We start from the raw sequence: 26,244 nt of genomic DNA on the forward strand, positions 1-26,244 counted from the left end.
GAGATGCCGTCCGCAGAGCCGTCAGAGCCAGCCGGCTTCCTCGGCGATGCGGATGGCGTCCACCCGGTTGCGCCCGTTGAGCTTGGTCATGATCGTCGTCATGTAGTTGCGGACGGTCCCGACCGAAAGCGACAGCGCGACAGCGATGTCAGGCGCGTCGGCGCCGTTCGCCGCGAGCCGGAGGACCTCCAGCTCGCGGTCGGTCAGCGGGCACTCGCCGCGGTCCCACGCGGCCAGGGCGAGCTGGCTGTCCACGACGCGTTCCCCGGCGGCGACCCGGCGGATCGCGTCGGCGAGCTCCGTCGGCGGCGCGTCCTTGAGCAGGAACCCGTCCACGCGGGCCGCCAACGCCCTGCGCAACGTCCCCGGACGGCCCAGCGACGTCAGCATCAACGTCCTGACCTGCGGCATCGTCTCGCGGATCGTCGACGCGGCACTCAGCCCGTCGAGGATCGGCAGGTCGATGTCGATCACACAGACGTCGGGACCGTGCTGGCGAGCGGCCGGCACGATCTTGTCGCCCGAGCTCACCTCGGCCACGACCTCGATGTCCGGTTCGAGGTTGAGCAGCGCGATGAGAGCACCGCGCACCATGTGCATGTCCTCCGCGAGCAGAACCCTGATCATCGCGCCCCTCCGCGCGACACCATATCTCCCAACGTTCATGTCGCGCTCCACGCCACATCAAGGCGGCCCGGCAAGGGTGAACCGAGCTGCCTCGCGAAGGGATGCGTCATGGAACGCAGCGTCAACGTGACAGTCGTGTACTACTCCTCGACGGGAACGATTCACCGGATCGCCACGGAGATCTCCGAGGCGGCCGAGAAGCACGGCGCCGAGGTGCGGCTGGTACGGGCTGCGGAGCTGGCTCCGGAGGCGGCGTGGCGGTCCCGGCCGGCCTGGGCGGCGCACCTGGAGGAGACCGCGGACGTCCCCATCGCCTCGGTCGACGACGTGCTGTGGGCCGACGCCGTCGTCTTCGGCACGCCGACCCGCTTCGGCAACGTGTCCGCGCAGCTCAAGCAGTTCATCGACACGCTGGGGCCCGCCTGGTTCAGCGGCCTGCTCGCCGACAAGGTGTACAGCGCCTTCACCTCCGGCGGCAGCCTGCACGGGGGCATGGAGACCACGCTCGTGTCGATCTACAACATGGTCTGCCACTTCGGCGGGATCATCGTGCCGCCGGGAGGAGACCTGAACCCCTACGGCACCTCTCACGTCCTGGGCGCGGGCAACGTGCCGGTCGACGAGATCGCGTTGCAGGCGGCCCAGATCCAGGCGGAACGCGTCGTGCGCGTGGCACGCGCGCTGAAGGAGGTCTGACCGCGGTGCGAGTGAAGGATGTTTTCGTCAACGGCAGCGGTGTGCGCCTGCCCTCGACGCTGAACGTCGCGGACGCGATCGCGTCGGGGGACTGCGAGCCGAAGCTCGTCGCGCGCACGGACGTCGAGTCCGTGTCCGTGTCCCCGCACGAGTCCGCGGCCGAGATGGCGGTCGAGGCGGCACGGGTCGCGTTGGCACGGGCGGGATCCGCTCCCGACGACGTCGACCTGATCCTGCACGCCACCACCTACCACCAGGGCCAGGACCTCTGGCCGGTCGGTTCCTACATCCAGCGCGAGACGGTGCGGAACTCGTGCCTGGCGCTGGAGATCCGGCAGATGTCCAACGGCGGCCTGGCCGCGATGGACCTCGCGGTGTCCTACCTGATCGCCCGTCCCGGCAGGGACGCCCTCCTCACGTCCTCCGACCGCTTCTGCCTGCCGGGGATCGACCGCTGGAGGACCGACCCCGGAACGCCCTACGGCGACGGTGCGTCGGCTCTCGTGCTGTCCACCCGCGGCGGCTACGCGAAACTGCTTTCATTGGCCATCAACGCTGATTCCGACCTGGAGCCGCTGCACCGCGGCGACGTGCCGTTCGGCCTCGCGCCGTTCTCGCACCGCATCCCGGTGGACTTCGAGGAGGCCAAGCACACGTTCAGCCGCGAGTTCGGGCTCTCCTACGGCATCAACAAGGCCAACGCGGGCCAGGCGCTCGCCGTGGAGCAGGCGCTGTCCGACGCCGACATGAAGATCGGTGACGCGGACTGGATCATCCTGCCGCACTTCGGCCGCCGCCGCCTGGACGTGAACTACCTGCGCCCGTACGACATCGAGCCGGAGCGCACGACGTGGAGCTGGAGCCGCACGGTCGGGCACCTCGGCGCCGGCGACCAGTTCGCGAGCTTCGACCACCTCGTGCAGACCGGCAAGGCGAAGTCCGGTCAGCGGATCGTGATGTTCGGCGTGGGCGCCGGTTACAGCTGGGGCTGCGCGGTCATCGAGATGCTGTGACGGGCAACGGGATCTCGGCGCGCAGCCGGTAGGTGTGCTCGGGGGTCGGACCGGCGCGCAGGTCGCCGCCGAGCGCGCGGACGCGGGTGGTGAGGTTGCCGATCCCGTTGCCGTCGGAGGACTTCCTTTCAACGGCGGGGATTCCGTCGTTGGTGATGTCCAGCGCGACGAGGTCCGGTGACGACGACAGCGTGATCTCGCAGTGTTCGGCCTTGCTGTGCCGCAGTAGGTTCGTGACGCCTTCGCGCAGCACGGTCGCGAGCGTCACCTGCACGTCGCCGGGCAGTTCGTGCGCGTCGATCCGGACCGTCACCTCGATGTCGGCCGCGGACAGCAACGCCTGTGCCGAAACGGTTTCCTCGTCGAACGACAGCTCGCGGTAGCTCAGCGCGACCGACCGGACGTCCGCGAGCGCCTGCCGGGAGATCTCCGCGACCTCGGCGAGCTCCCGCCTGGCCCGGCCGCTGTCGATCGAGGCCAGCCGGTGCGTGAGCTCGCTCTTCAACGTGATGGCCGAGAGGCTGTAGCCGAGGAGGTCGTGCAGGTCGCGCGCGAACCGCAGCCGTTCCCGCGTCACCGCCGCCGTCGCGAGCTCCTCCCGTGCCTCGTGCAGTTCGGTCACCATCGACCGCAGCCGGGTCAGCGCGTACAGCACGAGTCCGTGGTTGGTCGTGGCCATCAGCGCCCACACCACGTCGCTCTGGGGGTAGCCCCACACGGCCTGCAGCACTCCCTGGCCTGCGACGACCACGGCGAACGCGGCCCAGCCCGCCCATCGCGGCAGGAGCAGCACCGCGGCGCCCGCGAGGAAGCCCGGCACACCGCCCAGGTACGGGTGCCCGTAGGCGAACTGGGGCACGTACACGCAGACGGCGATCCCGGCGAGCGCCGCGTGGCCGAGGGCCGGGCGGACGTGCGGGCGGCTCACGAAGCCCAGCACGAGGGCCCCGGTCACCGCGCCGCTCACCGCGCAGACCAGGATCCCGCCGAAGCCGATCGCGGGCAGGTAGTACGCGGCCAGCAGCGTCGCCATGACGCCGTACCCGGCCACCACCGCGGCGAGCAGCACCCGCGCGAACCGGGTCGCGATGGGCGGACCGGCGAACAACGGCCGCCGCGCCGGTTCCGTCGTGGCCGGCACCTCGGCGTGCAGCCGGAACGTGCCGTCGCTGACGACGTCGATCGTCACCGTCCGGCCGTCTCCGCTGATCGTGATCTCGCAGCGGGTCGCCCCGCTGTGCCGCAGGAGGTTCGAGACGCCCTCGCGCAGCACCGTCGCGACCGCGGTGCGCGACCTCGGTGACGGCTCTGGGGCGTCCGACTCGATGGTCGTGACGATCCCGGCCGCCGTCAGCACGGACCGGGCCGACTCGATCTCGTCGGCCAGCGACGACCCGCGGTAGCTCGACGCCACGGCCCGCACGTCCGTGAGCGCCTCGCGGGAGGCGGCGATGATCCGCGCGGTCTTCTCCAGCGCCCGGCCGGTGTGGTCGCCGATCATCCGGCGGGCCTGTCCGGCCTCCAGCGCGATCGCGGCGAGGCTGAGACCGAGGAGGTTCTGCACGTCGTGGGCGAACCCGAGCCGTTCCTGCGTCACGGCCAGGTCGGCGACCTCCGAGCGGGCCGTCTCCAGCTGGGCCACGAGCGACGGCAACCGGGACAGGCCGTAGACGGCGAGACCCGCGGTCAGCGAGGACGCCGTGTAGTAGCCCAACACGCTCGGCGGGATGTCGTACGAGGTCTTGCTCAGGGGGTTGGCCACCGACACGGCGGCGAACGCGAACCACCGCGTGCCGCCGCGCAGGACCAGCAGCACGCTGCCCGCGAGGAACACCACCATGCCGCTCCACGCCGTGGGGAAGAACGGCACCGGCGCGAACACCAGCAGTGCCTGCGCGCCCAGTGCCGCGTACGCCCAGGGGGAGTGCAGGTTCGTGCCCGGCCGGGAGAACACCCCGAGCTGCAGGCAGGCGATCGCGAGCAGGACCGCGAGTGAGCTCGCGATCCGCACCGGCGTGGCACCGGCTTCCAGGACGTAGAGGAACGCGTTGCCGAGGTAGTTCGCGAACACCACGCTCACGACGGCGTACGCCAGCCGGGAGGACACCGCCGAGTGCTCCGGTCTTCGTGCCACGGCGGCATGATAGGCCCGCGACCTGCGGATTCACCCGTTCCGCAGGGGCCTCAGTTGAACGGCAGCGGGATCTCGGCGCGCAGCCGGTAGGTGTGCTCGGGCGTGAGCCCGGCGTGCAGGTCGCCGCCGAGGGCGCGGACGCGCGTGGTCAGGTTGCCGATCCCGCTGCCGTCACGGGACCTCCGCTCGATCGAGGGGATCCCGTCGTTGACGATGTCCATCGTGACCAGGTGCCTCGAGCTGGAGAGCACGATCTCGCAGTGCTCGGCCTTGCTGTGCCGCAGGAGGTTCGTGACGCCTTCGCGCAGCACCGTCGCGAGCGTCACCTTCACGTCCGTGGGCAGCTGGTCGCACGCGTCGATGCGGACCGTCACCGCGATGTCGGCCGCGGACAGCAGCGCCTGCGCCGACTGGGTCTCCTCGTCGAACGACAGCTCGCGGTAGCTCAACGCCACCGACCGCACGTCCGCCAGCGCCTGCCGGGAGATCTCCAGCACCTCGGTGAGCTCCTGGCGGGCCCGGCCGGGGTCGATCGAGGCCAGCCGGTGCGTGAGCTCGCTCTTCAACGTGATCGCGGACAGGCTGTAGCCGAGCAGGTCGTGCAGGTCGCGCGCGAACCGCAGCCGCTCCTGCGTGACCGCCGCCGCCGCCAGCTCCTCGCGGGCCTCGTGCAGTTCGGTCACCATCGACCGCAGCCGGGACAACGCGTACAGCACCAGGCCGTGGTTCGTCGTGGCCATGACGCCGTAGGCGATGTCCACCGCGCCGAACCCGTAGGCGCCGAAGATGACGCCCTGCCCGGCGACCACCGCGATGGCGGCGGGCCAGCCCGCGCGCATCGGCAGGATCAGCGCCACGGAGCCGGCGAGGAAGCCCGGCAGACCGAGGTACGGATTGCCGTACACGACCTGGGGCACGTACACGCACACGGCGAGCGCCGCGAGCACCCCGAAGCGCCTGGCCACGCTCAGCCGGACGCGCGGACGGCTCACCAGACCCAGCACGAGCGCCGCGGTGCCGGCGACACCGGCCGACGCCAGCACGATGCCGGTCGTGCCGATCCGGACGTACTCGTTGAGCACGAGCGTGGCCGTGGTGATGACGTAGCCGACCACCACCGACGTGACCAGCACCTGGGCGAACTTCGTGGCGATCGTCGGGCCCGCCAGGCGCCGGCGCCGTCCCGAAGGTTCCTCCGGCACCGGGTCGACCGGCACCTCGGCGTGCAGGCGGTAGGTGCCGTCCGGGTTGGCCTGCGCGAGCAGCGAGCCGCCGATCGCGGTGGTGCGGGTGGCGAGGTTCGCCAGGCCGCTGCCGCGCTCGGTACCGACTTCGGCAGGCGCGCCGTCGTTGACGATGTCGATCGACACGAACTGGTCGGTGCCGCTGATCGTGATCGAGCACCGGGTCGCGTCGCTGTGCCGCAGGAGGTTCGTCACGCCCTCGCGCAGCACGGTGGCGAGCGCGGTCCTCGACCGCGGCGACAGGTCGGCGTGGTCCGTCTCGATCGTCGTGCCGACACCCGCGGCCGTGAGCACGGACCGCGCGGACTCGATCTCGTCGGTGAGCGACAGCTCGCGATAGCTCGAAGCCACCGCACGAACGTCCGTCAGGGCCTCGCGGGCGATACCGAGGATCTCCGCGAGTTCACGCAACGCCCTGTCGGTGTGCTCACCGATCAGCCTGCGGGCCAGCTCCACCTTCAGCGTGATCGCCGAGAGGCTGAACCCGAGCAGGTCGTGCAGGTCGCGGGCGAATCGCAGCCGTTCCTGCGACACCGCGAGCTCGGCGAGCTCCGAGCGGGCCGTCTCCAGCTGCAGCACGAGCGACGGCAGCCGCGACAGGCCGTAGACGACCAGGCCGGCGACCATGGGTGTCACCACGTAGTACATCTGGCCGAGCAACGGCAAAGCCGGCTGGTAGAACGTCTGGATCAGGCTGTTGCTGAGCGCCACCAGGGCGAACGCGAGCCATCTGACGCGGTTCGGCAGCACCAGCAGCGCGCTGCCCGCGAGGAAGCCCGGCATGCCCGGCCAGGCGGCGGGGAAGAAGTACATCGGCACGTAGACGAGGGCCGCCATCGCGCCCAGCGCCAGGTACGCCCGGCCCGAACGGAGGTCCGCTCCCGGCCGCGAGAACACCCGCAACTGGAGGAACCCGATCGTGAGCAGGCAGGCGAGCGAGGACACGATCCGGGGAAGCGTGGCCGACACCTGCAGCACGTAGAAGAAGGCGTTGCCGAGGTAGTTGGCGAACACCACGCTGATCACGACGTACGCCAAACGACGGGACACCGATGAGCGTTCCTGTCGTTGCGTCACAGCAGCAGCTCCCACGCGAGGGTCGGGACGCGGCCATGATACGGGCGCATCCTGGGAATTCTCGCGTTTTGCGATCCGCGATCGGAGCAACATGGCGACGGCTCAACACTCCCGGACGACTACGAGTCCCGCCCCCGCGAGATAAGCGATGACATCTCCGACCAGCGTCTTCTCCACCTGCAACGACTCCGACACCTGTGCGATCGTGCTCTCGGTGTGCAGCAACGACTTCGCTATCTCGGTGGCAGGCGCGCCGTGCAGGATCACCTGGTAGGAAAGGCCGGGACAGGCGAGTGCCTGGTCGCCGTTGAGGCGCTCGATCTCGGTGCGCGGACGCATGCTGACGACCGTGCCCTCCTCGACGTGCGGCAACGCGAACACGGCGTCGCGCGTGACGGCGACGACCGAGAGGATCGGGCCGGCTCCGTCGTTCAGACCGAGCGAGGGCACGACACAACCACCCAGTTGGTCGAGCGTGTTCTTGAGCTTGCGCCAGATCAGGCACGGGCCGGAGCCGGTCTTCCACCGCACGAAGTTTTCGTGCAGGGCGGAGATGTTCTCCAGCGCCACCGGTCCGAGGCTCATGCGGTGCAACGCCTCGCGCACGAGCGGGCTCGTGTCCGCGATCTCGATCGCACCCCATCTGCCGTGCACGGTCAGGTGCTCGACGCCTTCGTCGACGAAGGCGTCCTCCAGCAACGACCACAGCGGCCGGCCGGCCGGGATGTGCGACTGCGTGGGCACCACGGCGCCTCCGCTCTGGCAGGTGAGCATCACATGAACAGCGGGATCGGGTTGAGCTCTTCGTAACGTCTGGGGCGGGTCAGTCGCCCCATTTGTACCGGCACGTCGTAGAGGCGCCCTTGAGCGAACCTCGACCAGAAGTGCCGCAGGCCCGGCACCACGACCCGCACGACCGGAAGTTCGATGTCGGGCCTGGTCTGGTCGAGCACGAGAACCTCCATGCCCCGCTGCTCCAGAACGTGCTGGAGCGCGCGGACGTCGTCGGTCAGGTCCTGGCGGAACAGGTAGCCGTGGTGGAACGCGTCCCGCGGTGGCGCGGACGGGTCGGGCGCGAGCCACGGCTGCTCCGCCAGCTTCGTCGTCTCGAACCAGCGCCGCATGTCGACGTCGAACGTGCCGAGGTCCATCGGCCCGCACACCATCGGCATGCACTGGTTGAGCTCGGTGAGCGCCCGGCGCGCGGCGAGCCGCGGGTCCAGGTGCGAGCCGCAGCCGAGCATGATGTCCTCCCGCTCGCCGCCGGTCCGCCTCGAGATCGCGACCATCGTCGGCACACCGAGGTCCGACGTGACGTCGAGCAGCCACACCTCGCGGCCGAGGCCCGCGTGCACCTGGCGCAGTTCGCGGATCCACGAGTCGTGGAACGAGTCGAGGTCCACACCGGGCACCGGCGTGCGGTTGTACCACCAGATCGCGACGGCGTCGCGTTCCACCAGTTCCAGCAACCCTTGCAGGACCGCGTCTTCGAGACTGCTGCCGGCCGCGCAGCCGTTGGAGTTCGACACGATGCTCGGCGGACAGGGGGCGCCGAAGTAGACCATGCCGGTGGGCAGGAACTTGTGGCGTCGCTCGGTGAGCGACCACAGCGGGGTCCAGTCCATCACCTCGTGCTCGTCGAACGGCGTGGTGACGTACTGGAAGTCGGCGTGCTCGGAGTTCCACTCGTCGCGGGTCTCGAACTGGCGCGGGTGGTACTGCTGCACGGAGTCGGGGTGGATCGCGCTCTCGGCCAGCGAGGTGAAACTGCCGCTGACGCGGGCCTCGTCGCCGAAGAACGCGCCACTGCGGCGTTCCACGGCCTCGCACAGCGCGCCGACCTCGGCGTCGAGCGCGGTCACGCCCTTGCCGCCGGTGTCCGCGCGCAACGCCGAACGCAGACCCTCGAGGCCCTCGCCGCCCGCCGCGATGTTCGCGCCGGAGCGGTAGGAGTTGAAGAACGCGGGACCCTCCGCCCGGCGGATCTCCCGCACGACCCCGGTGACGGGGCCGATGAGGTGGCGGTACCTGTCGAGCATCTCCTGCGGCGGCGACGCGCGGTGCCCGCCGCCGTCGCAGGAGCGCTTCACGCGACTCGTGAGTTCGACCGGCTCGAACGCCGTGCGCGCGACAACTTCCGGGTCACCGCAGCCGCCGCACTGCGGACGGTGCCGCACCTCGTGCTGGGTGACCTTCATGCTCAGGCTGTCGTAGCTCCAGATGGAGCGCTGTGTCTCGTGCCGGAGGCCGGCGAGCCACTTGGCCGCCTCGACCGACGCGATCTCCACCGCCATCGCGTGCAGCGACGGCAGGCCGATGAGGGGGCGAGGGGCCGGGCCCTTCTGCCCGCACCGCGCCCGTACGTGCGCCTCCGCCGTCCGGTTCGCGGACAGGCGGGTGGCGAGGCAACGCCAGCACGGGCCGTCGCCGGGGGTGAAGAACGGGCCGACGGCGACCTGCGCGCCGACCGGCTTGACCAGCAACCACGGTGTGCCGGACGCGCGGTGGGCCTCGTCGATGGCACGGAGTTCTGGCTCCAGGTAGTCCGCACACGCCACGACCGTCAGGTCACCACTCCCCGAGGCGACCGTGAGTCCGTTGCGGTGCAGAGTTTCCGCGAGCGCGTCGCGATCGATGTCGCCGATCGCGACGACGGAGACCAGCGACGTCGTCGTCGCCGCCACCGCGTCCGCGGGGTCGAGACCCGCCGCGTCCCAGTACGCGAGCGAGGCCTCGGTCGTGGCCGAACCGTCCTCCGTGCCGCGCCTGCCGATCAGGCCGGCCGCGGCGAGCCGGGTGAGCATCCGCTCGACCCTGTCCGCGGTCAGGCCGGCGGGCACGTCCCGCAGCAGGGCCGTGAGGTCCCTGGTGCCGTCGAGCAGCGGTGCCAGTGCCTCCACGTGCGAGCCCTGGATCGCGGTGACCCCTGACTCGCCGATCAGGTAAACGGCCTCGCCGTGCACGATCTGCGGGCGGAGATGGCGTTTGAACCCAATTCTTTGTTCGCCGGGTTCGGCCAGTTCGGGTCTCATGCCGCGAGGACCTCGTCGTAGGCCACGCAGCCCTGGCCGGAACCGGTCGTGGTGCACCAGCCCCACGGGAACAGCCAGTCCATCGAGGCCTCACGGTCGAACTGGTAGATCTTCATGTCGTCGGAGTCGTCTGTGGCGGTGGTGACGGAAGACAAGTGCTCCACGGTGACGGTGGGGTACATGTTCAGCTCCGATGTTTGCGTGTGATTTGTTGTGGGTAATGATGCGGACCAGCGCTAATGGATCGGTAGTTACCGGCTAATGCGCCTTCGTATGAAGTTTTCATACCCGGCACGGGCAGAACTCACCTGACATCGATGGCCTGTGCACTAACGCCGCGCCGTTGGGCCGAGCAGACTAATCCCGTGCTCGGAACCGAAGGAGGGGTCGCGATGCAGATCAAGGTCCTGGGGCCCGTCGAGGCCAAGGTGAACGGTCGCTCGGTGACGCCCACCGCGGCCAAGCCACGGCAGATCCTGGCGCTGCTCGCGCTGCACTCCGGGCAGGTGGTGTCCGTTCCCACGCTGATCGAGGAGCTGTGGGGCGACCGCCCGCCGCGCAGCGCCCGAACCACCCTGCAGACCTACATCCTGCAGCTGCGCAAGCTCATCGGCGACGCGCTGGCGACGTCCGGTGAGGGCGAGGCCAAGGAAGTGCTCGTCACCCGGTACGGCGGCTACCTGCTCGACGTGCCGCCGGAGGCCGTCGACGTGCACGAGTTCGAACGCCTCTCCCGCGCGGGCCAGCAGGCCTACGACGTCGAGGACTACGCTTCGGCCTCCCGGCTGCTGCGCCAGGCGCTGGAGATGTGGCGCGGCGCCGCGGTCGTGGACGTGCGGCCCGGCATGCCGCTCGGCATCGAGATCGTGCGCCTGGAGGAGGCACGGCTGGGTGTGCTCGAAGCACGCATCGACGCCGAGCTGCGGATGGGCAAGCACAAGGCGTTGCTCAGCGAGCTGTCGGTGCTGACCGTGCAGAACCCGATGAACGAGAACCTGTGCGCGCAGTACATGATCTCGCTGTTCCGCGCGGGCCGGCAGTGGCAGGCGCTCGACTCGTTCAAGGCCCTGCGCAACACCCTGATCGAGGAGCTCGGCGTCGAGCCGTCGTCGCGCCTGCAGTCGCTGCAGCACGCGATCCTGACGTCCGATCCGCGCCTCGACAGCGCCGAAACCCGTCAGTTGCAACGCCTTCTCGCCTGAAGCAATGCTCCAACGGCCCGCGCCACACTGTGGCGCGGGCCGTTTTTGCTTGTCGGGCAACGGTTTCTTCGAGAATCTCTCCAGTGGCTTACAGGTGCGCGGTGACAACCTCAGTCGTGGGCGCGCGGAAACCGCCCGCTGGAGGAAAGGAAGCTAGCCGTGAGCGCACTGACCATCGAGGGCCTCAAAGAGATCCTCAACGAGGCCGCGGGCGACGACGACTCGTTCAAGCCGGGCCAGGACATTCTCGACCTCCCGTTCCTCGAGCTGGGCTTCGATTCCCTCGCCCTGCTGGAGACGGTCGCGCTGATCAAGCGCAAGCACGGTGCCGCCATCTCCGACGACGAGCTGGCGTACATCGAGACGCCGCGTCAGCTGCTGGACAAGGTCAACGGACAGATCGCGGCCTGACGCCGGCGACTCGGATACGGAGACGGACATGACGCACACCACCACGCACACGGTCATGATCGGGGCTCCCGCCAAGGTGGTGTACGACCTGGTCGCGGACGTGACGACCTGGCCGTACATCTTCGGACCCACGGTTCAGGCCGAGGTGTTCGAACGGGACGGCTCGACGGAGCGGTTGCGGTTGCACGCGTTCGCCAACGGTGACGTGCGCACGTGGACGTCCCGGCGAGAGCTCGACCCGGCGAACCTGCACATCAAGTTCGAGCAGGAGCGTTCGGCTGCCCCGGTGAAGACGATGGGTGGGGAGTGGCGGATCGTCCCGATCGCCGATTCGGCGACCCGGGTCGATCTGCTCCACCACTTCACCGCGGCGCAGCCCGAGGCGGTCGACCTCATCCTGAACGCCGTCAACAACAACAGCGACGCCGAGCTCGCCGCCCTCAAGCGGGCGGCCGAGTACGGCGACGACTACGACAAGCTGGTGCTGTCGTTCTCGGACAGCATCACGATCCACGCGAGCCGCAAGGACGTCTACGAGTTCCTGTACCGCTCCGACCTGTGGCCGGAACGCCTGCCGCACGTCGCGCGGCTGGACCTCACGGAAGCCGTCACCGGCGTGCAGTCCATGGAGATGGACACGCGCAGCCCGGACGGGTCGATCCACACCACGCACTCGGTGAGGGTCTGCACCCCGTACGACGGCATCGTCTACAAGCAGACGCACACACCGCCGATCATGGCGGCGCACGTCGGCCGGTGGACGTTCAGGGACATCGGCGACGGCATCGAGGCCGGCATCGAGGCGACGTCGCACCACACCGTCGTCATCCGGCCCGAGGTCATCCCCGACGTCCTGGGGGCGGACGGGACGATCGAGCGCGCTCGCGAGCTCATCCGTCACGCGCTGGGCACCAACAGCCTCACGACGCTCCGGCACGCCAAGGAATTCGCCGAGAACGGATGAGGTGACGCGATGGGGTTGGGTGGCGCGGACTTGTTGACCGCCGCGGCACGCGCTGCAAGCCGCAACGGACTTTACGTGGTCTCCATGTACCTGGAGAAAGCCGCGGTCGAGCACCAGCGCAAGGGGTGTCCCTCGGAAGTGGGGCACTGCGCTTACGAGATCGAGGCTTCCCGAGTGCTGCTGTCGGGCTTCTGAACGTCGAAGCGCGAGGGGTTCGCAGATGAAGCTTTACGACATCTCGCTGCGTCGCACCAGCCTGTCCATTTCGGACAGACTGGTCGCGGCGCGGCGCCTCGACGCGCTCGGAGTCGCGTTCGTCGACGGAGGCAGGCCCGCCCGGTCGTTCTACCCCAGAGGATTTTTCGGCAGGGCGGCGATCGAACTCCGGTTGCGGGTCGCCACCCTCATCGCCTCGGGCGGTGCGGAGGACCTGACCGCACTGCTGGCCGCGGAAACCCCCGCGGTGGCGGTAGTCGTCCAAGGGCACGGCATCTCGATGGTCCGGGAAGCCGTGCGTCAACTCGTGCGCGCCGAACGACGAGTGGTCGTCGAGGCGCGGGACTTCTTCGACGGCTGGCTGATCGACCCCGAACACGCTTTGGAGGTCGTGCTGACAGCCGCGGAGGCTGGGGCGGAAACCGTGTTGCTGCACGACACAGCGGGAAAGCTGTGGCCGGACCAGATCGGCGAGATCGTCGAGTCGGTCGCGGAAACCGGTGTACCCCTTGGATTTGGATGTCACGACGACGGAGGAACGGCCGCGAAACAGCTGTTCGCTGCCGATGCGGGGGCGGGACTCGTACAGGGGTCCTACGCCGTCGTTCGAGGTGGCCTCGATCGGGCCGATTCACCATCGGTTCATTCGGCAGAGACAGGTATCGCTCCCGTGCCCTGTCCGAGATTGGAGCAGACCGTGTCCGCACAGAAGGCGATTGGAGGTGTCCGATGAGTCGTCGCGCCGTCATCACCGGGGTGGGCGTGGTCGCACCTGGTGGCATCGGAACGAAGGCGTATTGGAAACTGCTGTCCGAAGGGCGTACGGCGACTCGCAACATCACGCACTTCGACGCGTCTCCGTACCGCTCCCGCATGGCGGGGGAAGCAGATTTCGATCCAGTGCGCGAAGGCTTGACGCCGCAGGAGATCCGCCGTCTCGACCGGGCCGCGCAGTTCGCGGTCGTCGCGGGTCGTGAGGCGATGTCCGACTCCGGCATCGAGTTCGACCAGCTCGACCCAGGCCGCATCGGTGTCTCGCTCGGCACCGCGGTCGGCTGCACGACCTCGCTGGAGCGCGAGTTCATCGTCGGCTCCGACCGGGGCAAGTACTGGGAGGTCGACCAGTCCTACGCCGTCCCGCACCTCTACGACTACTTCACGCCGTCCTCGATGGCGACGGAGCTGGCGTGGACGGTGGGCGCCGAAGGACCGGTCTCCGTGGTCTCCACGGGCTGCACCTCGGGTCTCGACTCGGTGGGTTACGCCGCCGAGCTGATCATGGAGGGCTCCGCGGACGTCGTCGTCACCGGCGGCACCGAGGCCCCGCTCTCCCCGATCACCGTGGTGTGCTTCGACGTGATCCGTGCGTCCAGCACCCGCAACGACGACCCCACAACGGCGTGCCGGCCGTTCGACAAGACCCGCGACGGCCTGGTGCTGGGCGAGGGTTGCGCGATCATCGTGCTCGAGGAGCTGGAGCACGCCCGCGCTCGCGGTGCCCACATCTACGGTGAGGTCGCCGGCTTCGCCTCGCGGTGCAACGCCTACCACATGACGGGCCTGCACCCCGAGGGCATCGAGATGTCCGACGCCATCAACATCGCGCTGAAGCAGGCGCGTGCGGATGCCACGGACGTCGGTTACATCAACGCGCACGGGTCGGGCACCAAGCAGAACGACCTGCACGAGACGGCGGCTTTCAAGCGTTCGTTGGGTGCGCACGCCTACAAGACCCCGGTCTCCGGCTTCAAGTCGATGATCGGGCACTCGCTGGGCGCGATCGGTTCGCTGGAGATCGTCGGCTCGCTGCTGGCGTTCGAGCAGGACCTGATCCCGCCGACGGCGAACCTCCACGAGCAGGACCCCGAGTGCGACCTCGACTACACGCCACTGGTGGCGCGTGAGAAGAAGGTCGACACCCTCCTGACCGTGGGCAGTGGCTTCGGTGGATTCCAGAGCGCGATGGTGCTCAAAAAGGTGGAAGGGGCAGGCCGGTGACTCGGGCGGTGGTGACGGGAATCGGCATTGCGTCGCCGAACGGTTTGGGGCCGACCGCGTACTGGCGGGCGACCCTGCACGGGGAGGCGGCGATCAAGCCGATCACCCGGTTCGACAGCGCGAACTACTGGGCGAAGATCGCCGGTGAGGTGCCTGGCTTCGAGGCAGGGCGGCACCTGCAGGGTCGCCTGCTGCCGCAGACGGACCACATGACGCGGCTGACACTGGTCGGCACGGACTGGGCGTTGCGTGGTGCGGGTGTGCAGCCGAACGACATCCCCGACACGGACATCGCGGTGATCACCGCGGCGACCGCCGGCGGGTACGAGTTCGGGCAGCGCGAACTGCAGAAGCTGTGGCACCAGGGTCCGGAGTACGTCTCGGCGTACCAGTCGTTCGCGTGGTTCTACGCGGTCAACACCGGCCAGATCTCCATCCGGCACGGCACGCGTGGTCCCGGCGCGGTGGTGGTGTCCGAGCAGGCCGGTGGCATCGACTCCATCGGTCACGCCCGGCGCCAGCTGCGCAAGGGTGTCCAGCTCGCCCTCACCGGCGGCATGGACTCGTCGCTCTGCCCGTGGGCTTGGGTGGCGCACCAGGCGTCGGGTTGCCTGTCGCGCAACAACAACCCGAAGCGCGCCTACCTGCCGTTCGACCGCGACGCCTCCGGGTACGTCGCGGGAGAGGGCGGCGCGATCATGGTCGTCGAGACGCCGGAGTCGGCGGCGGGACGTCCGGGTACGCGCATCTACGGTGAGATCGTCGGGTACGCCGCGACGTTCGACTCGAAGATGCCGTCACGGGAACCGGGTCTGAAGCGGGCGGCCGAGCTGGCGCTGCGCGACGCCGGCATGGACGCCTCGGAGATCGACGTGGTGTTCGCCGACGCGGCGGGCATCCCCGAGCTCGACAAGGCCGAGGCCGAGGCGATCAAGGGCATCTTCGGGCCGTACGGCGTGCCGGTGACGGCGCCGAAGACCATGACCGGGCGTCTGTTCGCCGGTGGTGGCTCCCTGGACGTGGCGTCGGCGATCCTCTCCATCTACTGGAGCGCGATCCCGCCGACCGTCAACGTCGAGAACCTCGTGCCGGAGTACGAGCTCGACCTCGTGATGAACGAGGCGCGGCACGGCAAGATCAAGGCCGCTCTCGTGCTCGGTCGCGGCAAGGGCGGCTACAACTCCGCCATGGTGGTCCGCGAGTACAGGTGATGTCATGCCTCAAGGCCGTGAAGGTGTTCCCTTCACGGCCTTGAGCCGTTTCTGGAGGCGTGTTGTGGACGTAGCACTGATGTTTCCGGGCCAGGGATCGCAGTACCCGCGGATGGCGGCGTCCCTGTACGGCACGGATGCCGTGTTCACCTCGGTGATCGACGAGGTGTTCGAACTGTTCGGCGAGGTCGGCTCCCTCGCCTGCGAGGACTGGCTGTCCGGGGCCGACGTCGATCACGTGTCGCGGGCGCAGCCGTTGCTGTTCGCGATCGACTACGCGCTGGGGCGCACCGTGCTGTCCTGGGGCGTCAAGCCCGTCGCGTTGATCGGGCACTCCGCGGGGGAGGTCGTCGCGGCGACGCTCGCCGGGGTGTTCACGCTGGAGGAAGCCGTGTCCCTGGTGCGGGACCGGGTGTTGTCCGCCGTGCCGATCCCTTCCGGCGGCATGCTGGCCGTCGCGGCCTCCGAGGCCGACCTCTTGCCGTACCTGGAAGGCGATGTGGCGATCGCGGCGGTGAACTCGGCCCGGCAGACGATGCTGGCCGGCTCCGACGAGCCGCTGGCACGGGTGCGGGCGCGGCTGGAGGCCGACGAGTACATCGTCGTGACGGTGCCGGCGTCGACGCCGTTCCACAGCCCGGCGATGCAGCCCGCCGTGGACGAGGCACTGGCGTCGTGGAGCGCTTCGCCCCGTACGCCGCAGATGCCGCTGTACTCGGGTTACACGGGCAAGCTGATGACTCCTGAGGACGCGTTGTCCGCGCGCTTCTGGACCCGGCAGCTGACCGACGCCGTCTACTTCGGACCGGCGCTGAACGAGCTCGTGGCGATGTACGACGTGCTGCTCGTGGAGGCCGGACCCGGCCAGACCCTGACGTCGTTCGCGCGCCGCACCAAGGCCGTGCGGTCCGGTGCCTCGCAGGTGTTGCCGTTGCTGGACTCCTCGGACACCGTCGACGCCGCCCGTGCTCGTCTGGTGTGACCGGGAGATATAAAAGGGCCGCCCTCTCCTGGAGGGCGGCCCTTTAACTGCTTCTAGTCGATGCCGCGGACGATGTGGTCTTCGTTCTCCGGTGGCCAATCGCTGTTTTCCATACCTACGAAGGTAAGTACGGTGATTCAGCTCTCACTTGAGACCTAGTCGTCGAGCAGGGCGACGGCCCTCGTCCAGCCCGCGCCGGCGCCCTTGATCTTGACCGGGAACGCGACGACGGTGAACCCGAAGTCCGGCAACGCCTCCAGGTTCGCCAGGCGCTCGATCTGGCAGTACTCGCGGTCGCGGCCGGCGAAGTGCGCGGGCCACAGCACGCTCTCGTCCTTGGTCGCCAGGTAGCGCTTGACGATGTCCGGGAACGGCGCGTCGAGGCTGAACGCGTCGGTGGCGATCACCTTGACTCCCAGGTCCAGCAGGAAGTTCGTGGCGGGACCGTCGAGTCCGGTGTAGTCGGTGAAGTAGGTCTGGGTGCCCGCGTGCTCGGCGGCGCCGGTGTCGAGGATGACGATGTCCATCGGCTTCGGCGTGTAGCCGATGCGGGCGAACTCCTTCTCCAGCACCTCCACGCCGATGACGCCGGTGCCGTGGCCGCGGACGTCGAGCTTCACGCCGGGGTTGTGGAACCACTCCAGCGGCATCTCGTCGATGTGGCGGGGGATTCCGTTGCCGTACGTGGTCTTCGAGCCGTAGTGGGACGGCGCGTCGACGTGCGTTCCGGTGTGGGAGGTGAGGCTGATGCGGTCCAGGGTGAGGAACTCGGAGTCCCGGAGCACGGAGACGTCGAACTCGATGCCGAGCCGCGCCCTCAGCTGCTCGGCCATGTGTTCGGCACCCTGGGCGGCCGTGAGCACCTCGTGCGTCACCGGGTCCGCTTCGTACGCGGATGCGTCAATGTGGGAAGACAGATCGATGATGCGCATGCAGCAGAGCTTGGCGGGCGTTCCTTGAGCACGTCTCAAGAGGCGGTGGGCAGAGTTTTCCCCAGTCTGACACCGTTTTGAGGAGCTTTCTCATGATCACCTTCCTGAACCGCTTCACGCTCACCGGTGACCCCGAGGAGTTCGAGAAGGCCTTCGACGAGACGGCCGCCTTCCTGCGCGAGCAGCCGGGCCTGATCCAGTACACGCTCTCGCGGCAGCTGGACGACCCGGCGTCGTACATCAACATCGCGTTGTGGGAGAGCGCCGACGCCCTGCGCGCGGCCCTGGCCCACCCGGACTTCGGCAACCACGCCAAGGCCATGCGCGGCCTGGCCGAGTCCACGGGCGCGATCTTCAACCCGCGCCTGTCGTTCGAAGCCTCCGCAGAAGCCTGATGGGTCCGCTCGACGGGCTGAAGGTCGTCGAGTTCGGCGGCATCGGTCCCGGCCCGCACGGCGCGATGCTGCTGGCGGACCTCGGCGCGGAGGTCGTGCGCGTCGAACGTCCGTCCGGCGGGCTGTCCGTGGTGCCGGACGCCTCCCGCGACTTCCTGCTGCGCGGCAGGCGTTCGGTGTCCGCCGACCTGAAGTCCGCGGACGGCAGGGCCGCGGTGCTGGCGCTGGTCTCGTCGGCCGACGTGGTGATCGAGGGCTTCCGCCCCGGCGTGCTGGAACGGCTCGGGCTCGGGCCGTCCGACTGCCTGGCGGTCAACCCCGGCCTGATCTACGCGCGGATGACCGGGTGGGGCCAGGACGGTCCGCTGGCCCAGCGCGCCGGGCACGACATCAACTACCTGTCGGTCACCGGCGTGCTGCACGCGATCGGCAAACCGCCGCTGAACCTGGTCGGCGACTTCGGCGGTGGCTCGCTCTACCTGGTGCTGGGCGTGCTGGCGGCGTTGTGGGAACGGCAGCGCACCGGCCTCGGCCAGGTCGTCGACGCGGCGATCGTCGACGGGGTGGCCTCGCTCGCGCAGATGATCTGGTCGATGAAGGCGCAGTCGGTGTGGGAGGACGCGCCGGACTCGAACCTGCTCGACGGCGGGTGCCCGTTCTACTCGATCTACGAGTGCGCGGACGGCCGGTCCGTCGCGGTGGGGTCGCTGGAGCCGCAGTTCTACGCCCTGCTGCTGGCCGGTCTGGGGCTGACCGCCGCGGACCTGCCCGAGCAGATGGACCGGGACTCCTGGCCGTTGCTGCGCAAGACGTTCGCCGAGGCGTTCCTGACCCGCACGCGCGACGAGTGGTCGGAGGTGTTCGCCTCGTCCGACGCCTGTGTGACCCCGGTGCTGAGTCTGGAGGAGGCGGCCTCACATCCGCACCTGGTCGCCCGCGGGGTGTTCACCACCGAAGGGGCGGCCGTTCCTGCACCGCGCTTTTCCTCGGACTAGATTCGGGTTCGTGGAACTGCGCATCTTCACCGAGCCCCAGCAGGGGGCGAGCTACGACGACCTGCTCCGGGTGGCCAGGACGGCCGAGGACGCCGGCTACGGCGCCTTCTTCCGCTCCGACCACTACCTCCAGATGGGCTCGGGCGACGGACTGCCCGGCCCGACCGACCCGTGGATCACGTTCGCCGGGCTGGCCCGCGACACGTCGACGATCCGACTGGGCACGCTGATGACCGCCGCGACGTTCCGCCACCCCGGGCCGCTGGCCATCAGCGTCGCCCAGGTCGACCAGATGTCGGGCGGCCGCGTGGAGTTCGGCATCGGTGCCGGGTGGTACGAGGCCGAGCACAACGCGTACGGCATCCCGTTCCCGTCGCTGGGGGAGCGCTTCGACCGCTACGAGGAGCAGGTCGCGATCATCACCGGCCTGTGGGAGACCCCGGTCGGCGGCACCTTCTCGTTCGAGGGCAAGCACTACACGCTCACCGACTCGCCCGCGCTGCCCAAGCCGGCGCAGGAGCGCGTCCCGGTGCTGATCGGCGGCATGGGTGCCAAGCGGACGCCTGCTCTGGCCGCGTCCTACGCCACCGAGTTCAACCTGCCGTTCGTCGGCATCGACGCCGCCGTTGAGCAGTTCGCCCGCGTCGACGCCGCGTGCGAGGAGATCGGCCGCGATCCGAAGGAACTCATCCGCTCGGTCGCGCTCGTCGCGTGCGTGGGCCGCACCGACGCCGATGTCGCCCGCCGTGCCGCCGCCATCGGCCGTGAGGTCGCCGAACTCAGGGAGAACGGCCTGGCCGGCTCCCCGGCGGAGGTCGCCGACCGCATCGGCGCGTGGCGCGAGGCGACCGGCGTCCAGCGCGTCTACCTGCAGACCCTGGACCTGGCCGACCTCGACCACATCACCGAGATCGCGTCGGACGTGGCACCGCAGTTGGCCTGACCGAACTGAAGTCTCGGATGTCAGGCGAGCGCTTTGCGCACCGCTGACGGCATCGGCAGGACGTGGTTCGCGAACCGCCGCCGGTATCCGATGTAGCGCAGCTGCAGGCCGGGCTCGTCGAAGTAGCGCTTCTCCAGCCCGTCCTGCCCCAGCACCAGCTTCAACCCGCGTCCGAGCATCGACGGCGAGTCGAGGTCGAAGCGGGCCCGCAGCACGTCGGCGGCCGCGTGGTCGCCGAACTCCAGCGCGGCCCGCCGGACGGACTCGACCGGCACCAGCAGGTACTGCTCGTCGGCACGAACTCCGTCGCGATGGGCGATGCCCAGCGCGCTCAGTGCCTTCTGGTGCGCTCCGCCGTCCAGTCCGAGGTAGTGCTGCTCCCAGTCGCTGACCTGGATCTCACCGCTCCACGTCCGCACGGGAGCGGCCGCCGCCACCGACCCGGTCGAACTGGTCACGCCTGCCAGCGCCGTTACGCCGGCCGCCGTGAACAACTGGCGTCGGGACAACCTCACGACGCACCCTCCTCCGAATTCCCCCGGGAGACGCCGCTGGTCCCGCCGCGGGGCTACGGAATGCTAGCGAAGGTGATACCCGGAGCAACGGGGCCAGTGCGGGCCAAAGTGCGGTCCGTCAGGGGGAGCGTTCCGTCGAGCGCCGCGAGCACAGCGTCACGGGCGAGCGGCAGGACCTCGGCGACGGTGACGTCGCGGCCCAGTTCGTGCGAGAGGGAAGCGACGCCCGCGTCCTTGATCCCGCAGGGGATGATGTCGCCGAACGCGTCGAGGCTCGCGTTGCAGTTGATCTCGAAGCCGTGCATGGTCACGCCGCGCTGCACGCGGATGCCGATGGCGGCGACCTTGCGTTCCGGGCCCCGGTCGTCGGCGGGCAGCCACACGCCGCTGCGGCCCTCGATCCGGCCGGTGTGCACGCCGAGCCGGTCGCACACGTCGATCAGGCCCTGCTCGACGCGCCGCACGTACTCCACGACGTCGATCGGATCGGCGAGCTTGACGATCGGGTAGCCGACCAGCTGGCCCGGACCGTGCCAGGTGATCTTGCCGCCGCGGTCGACGTCGATGACCGGGGTGTCGCCACCGCGCGGGCGCTCCTCGTCGAGGGTGCGCCGGCCGCAGGTGTAGACGGGCGGGTGCTCGAGCAGCAGGAGGGTGTCCGGGCTGGTGCCGCCCGCGCGCGCCTCCGCGATCTCCTTCTGGAGGTCCCACGCCGCCATGTAGTCGATGAGCCCCAGCTCACGGATGACGACGGGGTCTGACGAGGTCCGGCACGAGTTCACGACCCGACGTTACCAACCCCAGGAGCATGGCCGCCAAGAGTCCGACGCCCGTCACACCCAGCACGGCGCCGACGACGTCGGTGACCCAGTGCATCTCCAGGACGATCCTCGCGAACCCCGCCACCAGCACCGCGAGCACCGCCCACAGCACACCGCGCTTCAGCAGCACGACCATCGTGAAACCGACCGACGCGACCGCCACCGTGTGCCCGCTCGGATAGCTCGGCAGGTGGTACTCGACGGGCCGGACGCGGTCGAACAGGAACCGCGTCAGCAAGGTCGCGCAGCACAGCGCGTGCAACGCCAGGGCCTTCCACAACCGCGGGTCGCGCCGCCGCCAGGCCAGCACGAACAGCACCGCCGCGAACGCCCACCCGATCGTCGGCCCCAGCACGAGGCTCACCACGAACGCCGTCGCCCGCAGCCACTCGGGCCGCGGCAGCCCGTCGTGCACCCACACGTCGAGGCTCGTCATCTCGGGAAGCCCCAGCAGGACCCACGAGATGACCAGGACCGCCGCCACCGCTCGCGTCATGCGACCGCCGCGTTCAGGGCCGCCGGCAGCGTGGGGTGCAGGAAGTGGAACCCGTTTCGCTCCAGCACCTTCGGCGTCAGGCCCGGACCGCTGAGCAGCAGTTCCTGCGCCATCTCACCGCCGAGCAACGTCTTGAGCGCGAACGCCGGCACCGTCCAGGGTGCCGGCCGGCTCAGCGCCGTCGCGACGGCCTTGGTGAACTCGGCGTTCGTCACCGGAGCCGGGCCCGCGACGTTCACCGGCCCGCTGACCTCCTCGTGCTCGACGACGAACCGGTAGGCGGACACGACGTCGTCCAGCGACACCCACGGGAAGAACTGCTCACCACTGCCGAGCTTGCCGCCCAGGAAGAACTGGAACACCGGCTTCAACCGGCCGAACACACCGCCCGACGGAGAGATGACGACAGCGGTGCGCATGAGCACGACGCGCACGCCGCCTTCCCGCGCCGCGGACGTCGCCGCCTCCCAGTCCTGGGTCAGCCGCGACATGAAGGTGTGGCCGCCCGGCGCGTCCTCGTCCACGAGGCGCGACGCGGTGTCGCCGTAGAAGTGGGCGCCCGACGAGCTGACCAGCGCCGGCACCCCGTGCTCGACGCAGGCCGCCGACAGCACCTCGGCCGGCACGACCCGGCTGTCGTGCAGCACCTGCTTGCGCGCGTCGTCCCACCGCTTGTCGGCGATGCCCGCACCACACAGGTTGATGACGGCGTCGACGCCCTCGAAGGTTCCGTCGTCGATGCGTCCGGCGTAGGGGTCCCAGCCGCGTTCGTCGGGCGCGGCGGCTTTGCGGCGCACCAGCCGCAGCACCTCGTGGCCGGCGGCGCGCATGGACGCCACCAGGCTCGTTCCGATCAAGCCCGACGATCCCGCGATGACGACTCGCATAGGTAGATCGTTCCCCACTCACGCACCGCGTGCACAGCCACTCCCGGTACATCCGACCCAGGATGTGCCGAAGGCCACCCCGGCAAACCGGGGTGGCCTTCAGGTCACACGTTCTGCTGATGTCCGACATATCGGACATCAGTCCTGCTCAGGCGTTCAGAGACCGAGATCGGCCTCGAACGCGCCCTCCTCGAGACGGTTCTTGACCGTCGTGAGGAAGCGGCCCGCGTCGGCACCGTCGACCAGGCGGTGGTCGTAGGTGAGCGCGAGGTACATCATCGAGCGGATCGCGATGGTGTCGTTGCCGTCCTCGTCGGTCAGGACGACCGCGCGCTTCTTCACGACGCCGACGCCCAGGATGCCGACCTGCGGCTGCTGGATGATCGGGGTGTCGAAGAGCGCGCCGTTGCTGCCGAGGTTGGTCAGCGAGAACGTGCCGCCGGCGAGCTCGTCGGGCGTGAGCTTGTTCGAGCGGGCGCGCGCCGCCAGGTCACCGATCTTGTGGGCGATGCCCGACAGGTTCAGGTCACCGGCGTTGTGGATCACGGCGTTGAGCAGGCCGCGCTCCGTGTCGATCGCCAGACCGAGGTGCTCGGCACCGTGGTAGGTGACTTCCTTGCGCTCCTCGTCGATCGACGCGTTGAGCACCGGGTGGGCCTTGAGGGCCTCGATGGCGGCCTTGGCGAAGAACGGCAGGAACGTGAGCTTCGCGCCCTCGCGAGCCTCGAACGCCTTCTTGGCCTGGTTGCGCAGCCGGGCGATCTTGGTCACGTCGACCTCGAACACCTGGGTGAGCTGGGCCGAGCCCTGCAGCGACTCACGCGTGCGCTGCGCGACGATCTGACGCAGGCGCGGGAGCTTCTGCACGGTGCCGCGCTTGCCCGAGTTGTCGACCGCGGCCGGAGCCGAGGTGCGCGAGGCGGGAGCGGCGGCCGGAGCAGCGGCGGCGGGCGCGGGAGCCGGGGCCTTCTTGGCCTCGACGGCGGCCAGCACGTCCTGCTTGCGGATGCGGCCACCGACGCCGGTGCCCTTGAGCGAGCCCAGGTCGATGCCGTTCTCCGACGCGAGCTTGCGCACGAGCGGGGTGACGTACGGCGCGCCGTTCGCGTCGTCCGAAGTGGACTGCGCGGCCTGCGGAGCCGGAGCGGCCGGAGCCGCCTGCTGCGCGGGGGCGGCCTGCTGCGGAGCAGGTGCGGACTCCTGCTTCGGAGCCGGGGCCGGAGCGGACTCCTGCTTCGGCTCGGGCTTGGACTCCTGCGCGGGAGCGGCGGCCGAGGCCGCGCTGCCCGAACCGATGACGGCGAGCTTGCCGCCGACCTCGACGGTCTCGTCCTCACCGGCGCTGATCTCGAGCAGCGTGCCCGCGACCGGCGACGGGATCTCGGTGTCGACCTTGTCGGTGGACACCTCGAGCAGCGGCTCGTCGACCTCGACGCTGTCGCCGACCTGCTTGAGCCAGCGGGTGACGGTGCCCTCGGTGACGGACTCGCCGAGCGCGGGCATCGTGACGTCGGTGCCCTCGGCCGACCCACCGGACTGCGCGGGTGCCGGAGCTTCCTGCTCTTCCTCGGCGGGCAGCTCCGTGGACGGCTGCGTCTGCTGGGGCTCCTCCTGGGGTTCGGGCGCGGACTCCTGGGCAGGAGCCGGTGCCGAGCCGGAGGAACCGCCGTCACCGTCACCGATGACCGCGAGCTCACCGCCGACCTCGACGGTGTCGTCCTCCTGCGCGACGATCTTCTGCAGGACGCCGGCCGCCGGGGACGGGATCTCGGTGTCGACCTTGTCGGTGGACACCTCGAGCAACGGCTCGTCCACCTCGACCCGGTCGCCTTCTTGCTTCAACCACCGGGTGACCGTGCCCTCGGTGACGCTCTCACCGAGTGCGGGCATCTGGACGGAGAAGGCCATTGTTCGCTGACTCCTCGTGCTCTCGTGTGGCTGACTTTGTGTGGGGAACGGTCAGCCGTGCACGTGCAGCGGCTTGCCGGCCAGGGCGAGGAACGCCTCGCCGAGGGCTTCAGTCTGGGTCGGGTGGGCGTGGATCAACGGAGCCACGTCTTCCGGGTAAGCCTCCCAGCTGTAGATCAGCTGTGCTTCACCGATGAGTTCGCCGACGCGCTCGCCGACCATGGTGATGCCGACGACCGGGCCGTCGGGAGCCTTGACGAGCTTCACGCCACCGGCGGTCTTGAGGATCTGGCTCTTGCCGTTACCCGCGAGGTCGTAGACGAAAACCTCGGCGGAGCCGTACTTCTCCTTGGCGGCGGCCTCGGAGAGACCGACGGAGGCGACCTCGGGCTTGCAGTAGGTGACGCGCGGGATGCCCGCCTCGTCGATCACCTTCGGGTTCTGGCCGGCGATCTCCTCGGCCACGAAGATGCCCTGCTGGAACCCGCGGTGCGCGAGCTGCAGGCCCGGAACGATGTCGCCGACGGCGTACACGTTCTCCAGGTTCGTGCGCAGGCGCTCGTCGGTGACGACGAAGCCGCGGTCGATCTTGACGCCGGCCTCCTCGTAGCCGTGACCCGCGCTGTTCGGGCCGCGGCCGACCGCGACGAGCAGCAGGTCGGCGTCGAGGACGTCGCCGTTCTCCAGAGTGACCGACACACCCGAGTCGGACTGGGTGGCGCCGGTGAACTTCACGCCGGTCTTGAACTTGATACCGCGCTTGCGGAACGCGCGCTCCAGCTGCTTGGAGGCGTACTCGTCCTCGGCCGGGACCAGGCGGGGCAGGGCCTCGACGATGGTCACCTCGGCGCCGAACGAACGCCACACGCTCGCGAACTCCACGCCGATGACGCCGCCGCCGAGGACGACGACCTTCTCCGGGATGAAGTCCAGGTTGAGCGCCTGGTCGCTGGTGATGACCCGGCCGCCGATCTCCAGGCCGGGGAGGCTGCGGGCGTACGAACCGGTCGCGAGGACCACGTTCTTGCCGACGTAGCGCTGACCGTTCACCTCGACGGTGTTCGGGCCGACGAACGTGCCCGCGCCCTCGACGAAGGTGACCTTGTTGGCCTTCGCGAGACCCTGCAGACCCTTGTAGAGCCGCGAGACGACGCCGTCCTTGTACGAGTTGACACCGGCGATGTCGATGCCCTCGAGCGAGCTCTTCACGCCGAACTGGTCGCCCTCGCGAGCGTTGTCCGCGACCTCGGCCGCGTGCAGCAGCGCCTTGGTCGGGATGCAGCCGCGGTGCAGGCAGGTGCCGCCCAGCTTGTCCTTCTCGACCAGGACGACGGACAGGCCGAGCTCTGCCGCGCGGAACGCGCAGGCGTAGCCACCTGAACCACCGCCGAGGATGACGAGATCGGCGTTGGTGGCCGACTCCAGTTCCGGCGAAGTCACTTCGGATCTCCTCGGGATTACTTACTACGCGCGGGTGCGCGCGAGGTACGCGGCCATCTTGTCACTAGTTGCCGGACCGTGGTGATCCGGCATCCGACACCATGC

The 26,244-nt window shown here is 69.4% G+C and carries 26 protein-coding genes; 13 read left to right on the plus strand and 13 right to left on the minus strand.

The genetic code is table 11. The annotated features are described in order from the left end of the window. Positions 1-21 precede the first annotated feature (21 nt). Positions 22-627, minus strand: a complete 606-nt coding sequence (locus tag DFR72_RS36370) for a response regulator transcription factor (protein WP_090070935.1) — start codon at positions 625-627, stop codon at positions 22-24. Positions 628-735: 108 nt separating this feature from the next. Here DFR72_RS36370 and DFR72_RS36375 point away from each other — a divergent pair, with 108 nt between their 5' ends. Next, positions 736-1,323, plus strand: coding sequence for a flavodoxin family protein (locus DFR72_RS36375; RefSeq protein ID WP_090070937.1), 588 nt, complete (start codon positions 736-738; stop codon positions 1,321-1,323). Between the two features lie 5 nt (positions 1,324-1,328). After that, entirely contained in the window at positions 1,329-2,336 is a 1,008-nt protein-coding gene (locus DFR72_RS36380; RefSeq protein ID WP_090070939.1) for a ketoacyl-ACP synthase III family protein, read from the plus strand. Here the strand turns inward: DFR72_RS36380 and DFR72_RS36385 are convergent. From DFR72_RS36385 to DFR72_RS45965, 5 genes are all read right to left on the minus strand, one after another. After that, positions 2,320-4,470 carry a sensor histidine kinase gene (locus DFR72_RS36385; RefSeq protein ID WP_143086926.1) on the minus strand — a complete coding sequence of 717 codons (2,151 nt, stop codon included), beginning with the start codon at positions 4,468-4,470 and terminating at the stop codon, positions 2,320-2,322. The genes DFR72_RS36380 and DFR72_RS36385 overlap by 17 nt on opposite strands. Positions 4,471-4,520: 50 nt before the next feature. After that, entirely contained in the window at positions 4,521-6,764 is a 2,244-nt protein-coding gene (locus DFR72_RS36390; protein WP_170176568.1) for a sensor histidine kinase, read from the minus strand. 129 nt (positions 6,765-6,893) lie between these two features. Then, positions 6,894-7,538: a hypothetical protein gene (locus tag DFR72_RS36395; protein WP_143086927.1), complete on the minus strand. Its 645-nt coding sequence runs from the start codon at positions 7,536-7,538 to the stop codon at positions 6,894-6,896. Positions 7,539-7,564: 26 nt separating this feature from the next. Further along, positions 7,565-9,823: a TOMM precursor leader peptide-binding protein gene (locus tag DFR72_RS36400; protein WP_090070949.1), complete on the minus strand. Its 2,259-nt coding sequence runs from the start codon at positions 9,821-9,823 to the stop codon at positions 7,565-7,567. Further along, positions 9,820-9,978 (minus strand): hypothetical protein, encoded by a 159-nt coding sequence (locus DFR72_RS45965; RefSeq protein ID WP_170176569.1) that lies wholly within the window; start codon positions 9,976-9,978, stop codon positions 9,820-9,822. Before DFR72_RS45965 ends, DFR72_RS36400 begins: the two co-directional genes overlap by 4 nt. A 237-nt stretch (positions 9,979-10,215) precedes the next feature. Here DFR72_RS45965 and DFR72_RS36410 point away from each other — a divergent pair, with 237 nt between their 5' ends. The 8 genes from DFR72_RS36410 (at position 10,216) to DFR72_RS36445 (ending at position 16,807) form a co-directional block, all read left to right on the plus strand. After that, the gene (locus DFR72_RS36410; protein WP_090071069.1) at positions 10,216-11,025 is read left to right on the plus strand and encodes an AfsR/SARP family transcriptional regulator; all 810 of its coding nucleotides are present in this window, start codon (positions 10,216-10,218) and stop codon (positions 11,023-11,025) included. Positions 11,026-11,184: 159 nt separating this feature from the next. Further along, positions 11,185-11,436 (plus strand): acyl carrier protein, encoded by a 252-nt coding sequence (locus tag DFR72_RS36415; protein WP_090070953.1) that lies wholly within the window; start codon positions 11,185-11,187, stop codon positions 11,434-11,436. 28 nt (positions 11,437-11,464) lie between these two features. Further along, the gene (locus DFR72_RS36420; protein WP_030474576.1) at positions 11,465-12,400 is read left to right on the plus strand and encodes an aromatase/cyclase; all 936 of its coding nucleotides are present in this window, start codon (positions 11,465-11,467) and stop codon (positions 12,398-12,400) included. A gap of 9 nt (positions 12,401-12,409) precedes the next feature. After that, positions 12,410-12,595 carry a hypothetical protein gene (locus DFR72_RS36425; RefSeq protein WP_090070955.1) on the plus strand — a complete coding sequence of 62 codons (186 nt, stop codon included), beginning with the start codon at positions 12,410-12,412 and terminating at the stop codon, positions 12,593-12,595. A gap of 25 nt (positions 12,596-12,620) precedes the next feature. After that, the gene (locus DFR72_RS36430; protein ID WP_090070957.1) at positions 12,621-13,349 is read left to right on the plus strand and encodes a beta/alpha barrel domain-containing protein; all 729 of its coding nucleotides are present in this window, start codon (positions 12,621-12,623) and stop codon (positions 13,347-13,349) included. After that, positions 13,346-14,614, plus strand: a complete 1,269-nt coding sequence (locus tag DFR72_RS36435; protein WP_030474579.1) for a beta-ketoacyl-[acyl-carrier-protein] synthase family protein — start codon at positions 13,346-13,348, stop codon at positions 14,612-14,614. Before DFR72_RS36430 ends, DFR72_RS36435 begins: the two co-directional genes overlap by 4 nt. Further along, positions 14,611-15,825, plus strand: coding sequence for a ketosynthase chain-length factor (locus tag DFR72_RS36440; protein ID WP_030474580.1), 1,215 nt, complete (start codon positions 14,611-14,613; stop codon positions 15,823-15,825). Before DFR72_RS36435 ends, DFR72_RS36440 begins: the two co-directional genes overlap by 4 nt. A gap of 64 nt (positions 15,826-15,889) precedes the next feature. After that, a complete protein-coding gene (locus DFR72_RS36445; protein ID WP_170176570.1) occupies positions 15,890-16,807 on the plus strand; it encodes an acyltransferase domain-containing protein in 918 nt (305 codons plus the stop codon). Positions 16,808-16,962: 155 nt separating this feature from the next. Here DFR72_RS36445 and DFR72_RS36450 read toward each other — a convergent pair whose 3' ends face one another. Further along, the gene (locus DFR72_RS36450; protein ID WP_090070961.1) at positions 16,963-17,739 is read right to left on the minus strand and encodes a cyclase family protein; all 777 of its coding nucleotides are present in this window, start codon (positions 17,737-17,739) and stop codon (positions 16,963-16,965) included. Between the two features lie 92 nt (positions 17,740-17,831). On the opposite strand from DFR72_RS36450, the gene DFR72_RS36455 reads away from it, so the two are divergent. From DFR72_RS36455 to DFR72_RS36465, 3 genes are read left to right on the plus strand one after another with little or no spacing between them, the layout of a single operon-like run. Continuing rightward, positions 17,832-18,134, plus strand: a complete 303-nt coding sequence (locus DFR72_RS36455) for an antibiotic biosynthesis monooxygenase family protein (protein WP_090070963.1) — start codon at positions 17,832-17,834, stop codon at positions 18,132-18,134. Next, entirely contained in the window at positions 18,131-19,129 is a 999-nt protein-coding gene (locus tag DFR72_RS36460) for a CaiB/BaiF CoA transferase family protein (protein ID WP_090071071.1), read from the plus strand. Before DFR72_RS36455 ends, DFR72_RS36460 begins: the two co-directional genes overlap by 4 nt. A 10-nt stretch (positions 19,130-19,139) precedes the next feature. Continuing rightward, positions 19,140-20,072: an LLM class F420-dependent oxidoreductase gene (locus DFR72_RS36465; RefSeq protein ID WP_090070965.1), complete on the plus strand. Its 933-nt coding sequence runs from the start codon at positions 19,140-19,142 to the stop codon at positions 20,070-20,072. Positions 20,073-20,092: 20 nt separating this feature from the next. On the opposite strand, the gene DFR72_RS36470 is transcribed toward DFR72_RS36465, so the two are convergent. The 6 genes from DFR72_RS36470 to lpdA all read right to left on the minus strand — a co-directional run bounded on the left by DFR72_RS36470 (position 20,093) and on the right by lpdA (position 26,139). Next, positions 20,093-20,587: a hypothetical protein gene (locus DFR72_RS36470; protein ID WP_143086928.1), complete on the minus strand. Its 495-nt coding sequence runs from the start codon at positions 20,585-20,587 to the stop codon at positions 20,093-20,095. A 53-nt stretch (positions 20,588-20,640) separates the two neighbouring features. After that, positions 20,641-21,369, minus strand: a complete 729-nt coding sequence (gene lipB / locus DFR72_RS36475) for a lipoyl(octanoyl) transferase LipB (RefSeq protein WP_090070969.1) — start codon at positions 21,367-21,369, stop codon at positions 20,641-20,643. After that, on the minus strand, positions 21,326-21,904 hold the full coding sequence (locus DFR72_RS36480; RefSeq protein ID WP_090070971.1) for a phosphatase PAP2 family protein: 579 nt from the start codon (positions 21,902-21,904) through the stop codon (positions 21,326-21,328). Before DFR72_RS36480 ends, lipB begins: the two co-directional genes overlap by 44 nt. Next, positions 21,901-22,791, minus strand: a complete 891-nt coding sequence (locus DFR72_RS36485) for a TIGR01777 family oxidoreductase (protein WP_090070973.1) — start codon at positions 22,789-22,791, stop codon at positions 21,901-21,903. Before DFR72_RS36485 ends, DFR72_RS36480 begins: the two co-directional genes overlap by 4 nt. A 156-nt stretch (positions 22,792-22,947) precedes the next feature. Beyond that, positions 22,948-24,699, minus strand: a complete 1,752-nt coding sequence (sucB, locus tag DFR72_RS36490; protein ID WP_090070975.1) for a 2-oxoglutarate dehydrogenase, E2 component, dihydrolipoamide succinyltransferase — start codon at positions 24,697-24,699, stop codon at positions 22,948-22,950. A gap of 51 nt (positions 24,700-24,750) precedes the next feature. Beyond that, a complete protein-coding gene (gene lpdA / locus DFR72_RS36495; protein ID WP_245983782.1) occupies positions 24,751-26,139 on the minus strand; it encodes a dihydrolipoyl dehydrogenase in 1,389 nt (462 codons plus the stop codon). Positions 26,140-26,244 lie beyond the last annotated feature (105 nt).

It is taken from the genome of Lentzea flaviverrucosa (genome assembly GCF_003350445.1).
Taxonomy (GTDB): domain Bacteria; phylum Actinomycetota; class Actinomycetes; order Mycobacteriales; family Pseudonocardiaceae; genus Lentzea; species Lentzea californiensis.

Excerpts from the sequence above, each read along its gene's own strand:
- DFR72_RS36370 (WP_090070935.1), bottom strand. The coding sequence starts at position 627 with ATGATCAGGGTTCTGCTCGCGGAGGACATGCACATGGTGCGCGGTGCT.
- DFR72_RS36375 (WP_090070937.1), top strand. The coding sequence starts at position 736 with ATGGAACGCAGCGTCAACGTGACAGTCGTGTACTACTCCTCGACGGGA.
- DFR72_RS36400 (WP_090070949.1), bottom strand. The coding sequence starts at position 9,823 with ATGAGACCCGAACTGGCCGAACCCGGCGAACAAAGAATTGGGTTCAAA.
- DFR72_RS36410 (WP_090071069.1), top strand. The coding sequence starts at position 10,216 with ATGCAGATCAAGGTCCTGGGGCCCGTCGAGGCCAAGGTGAACGGTCGC.
- DFR72_RS36420 (WP_030474576.1), top strand. The coding sequence starts at position 11,465 with ATGACGCACACCACCACGCACACGGTCATGATCGGGGCTCCCGCCAAG.
- DFR72_RS36425 (WP_090070955.1), top strand. The coding sequence starts at position 12,410 with ATGGGGTTGGGTGGCGCGGACTTGTTGACCGCCGCGGCACGCGCTGCA.
- DFR72_RS36430 (WP_090070957.1), top strand. The coding sequence starts at position 12,621 with ATGAAGCTTTACGACATCTCGCTGCGTCGCACCAGCCTGTCCATTTCG.
- DFR72_RS36435 (WP_030474579.1), top strand. The coding sequence starts at position 13,346 with ATGAGTCGTCGCGCCGTCATCACCGGGGTGGGCGTGGTCGCACCTGGT.
- DFR72_RS36450 (WP_090070961.1), bottom strand. The coding sequence starts at position 17,739 with ATGCGCATCATCGATCTGTCTTCCCACATTGACGCATCCGCGTACGAA.
- DFR72_RS36455 (WP_090070963.1), top strand. The coding sequence starts at position 17,832 with ATGATCACCTTCCTGAACCGCTTCACGCTCACCGGTGACCCCGAGGAG.
- DFR72_RS36480 (WP_090070971.1), bottom strand. The coding sequence starts at position 21,904 with ATGACGCGAGCGGTGGCGGCGGTCCTGGTCATCTCGTGGGTCCTGCTG.
- DFR72_RS36485 (WP_090070973.1), bottom strand. The coding sequence starts at position 22,791 with ATGCGAGTCGTCATCGCGGGATCGTCGGGCTTGATCGGAACGAGCCTG.
- sucB (WP_090070975.1), bottom strand. The coding sequence starts at position 24,699 with ATGGCCTTCTCCGTCCAGATGCCCGCACTCGGTGAGAGCGTCACCGAG.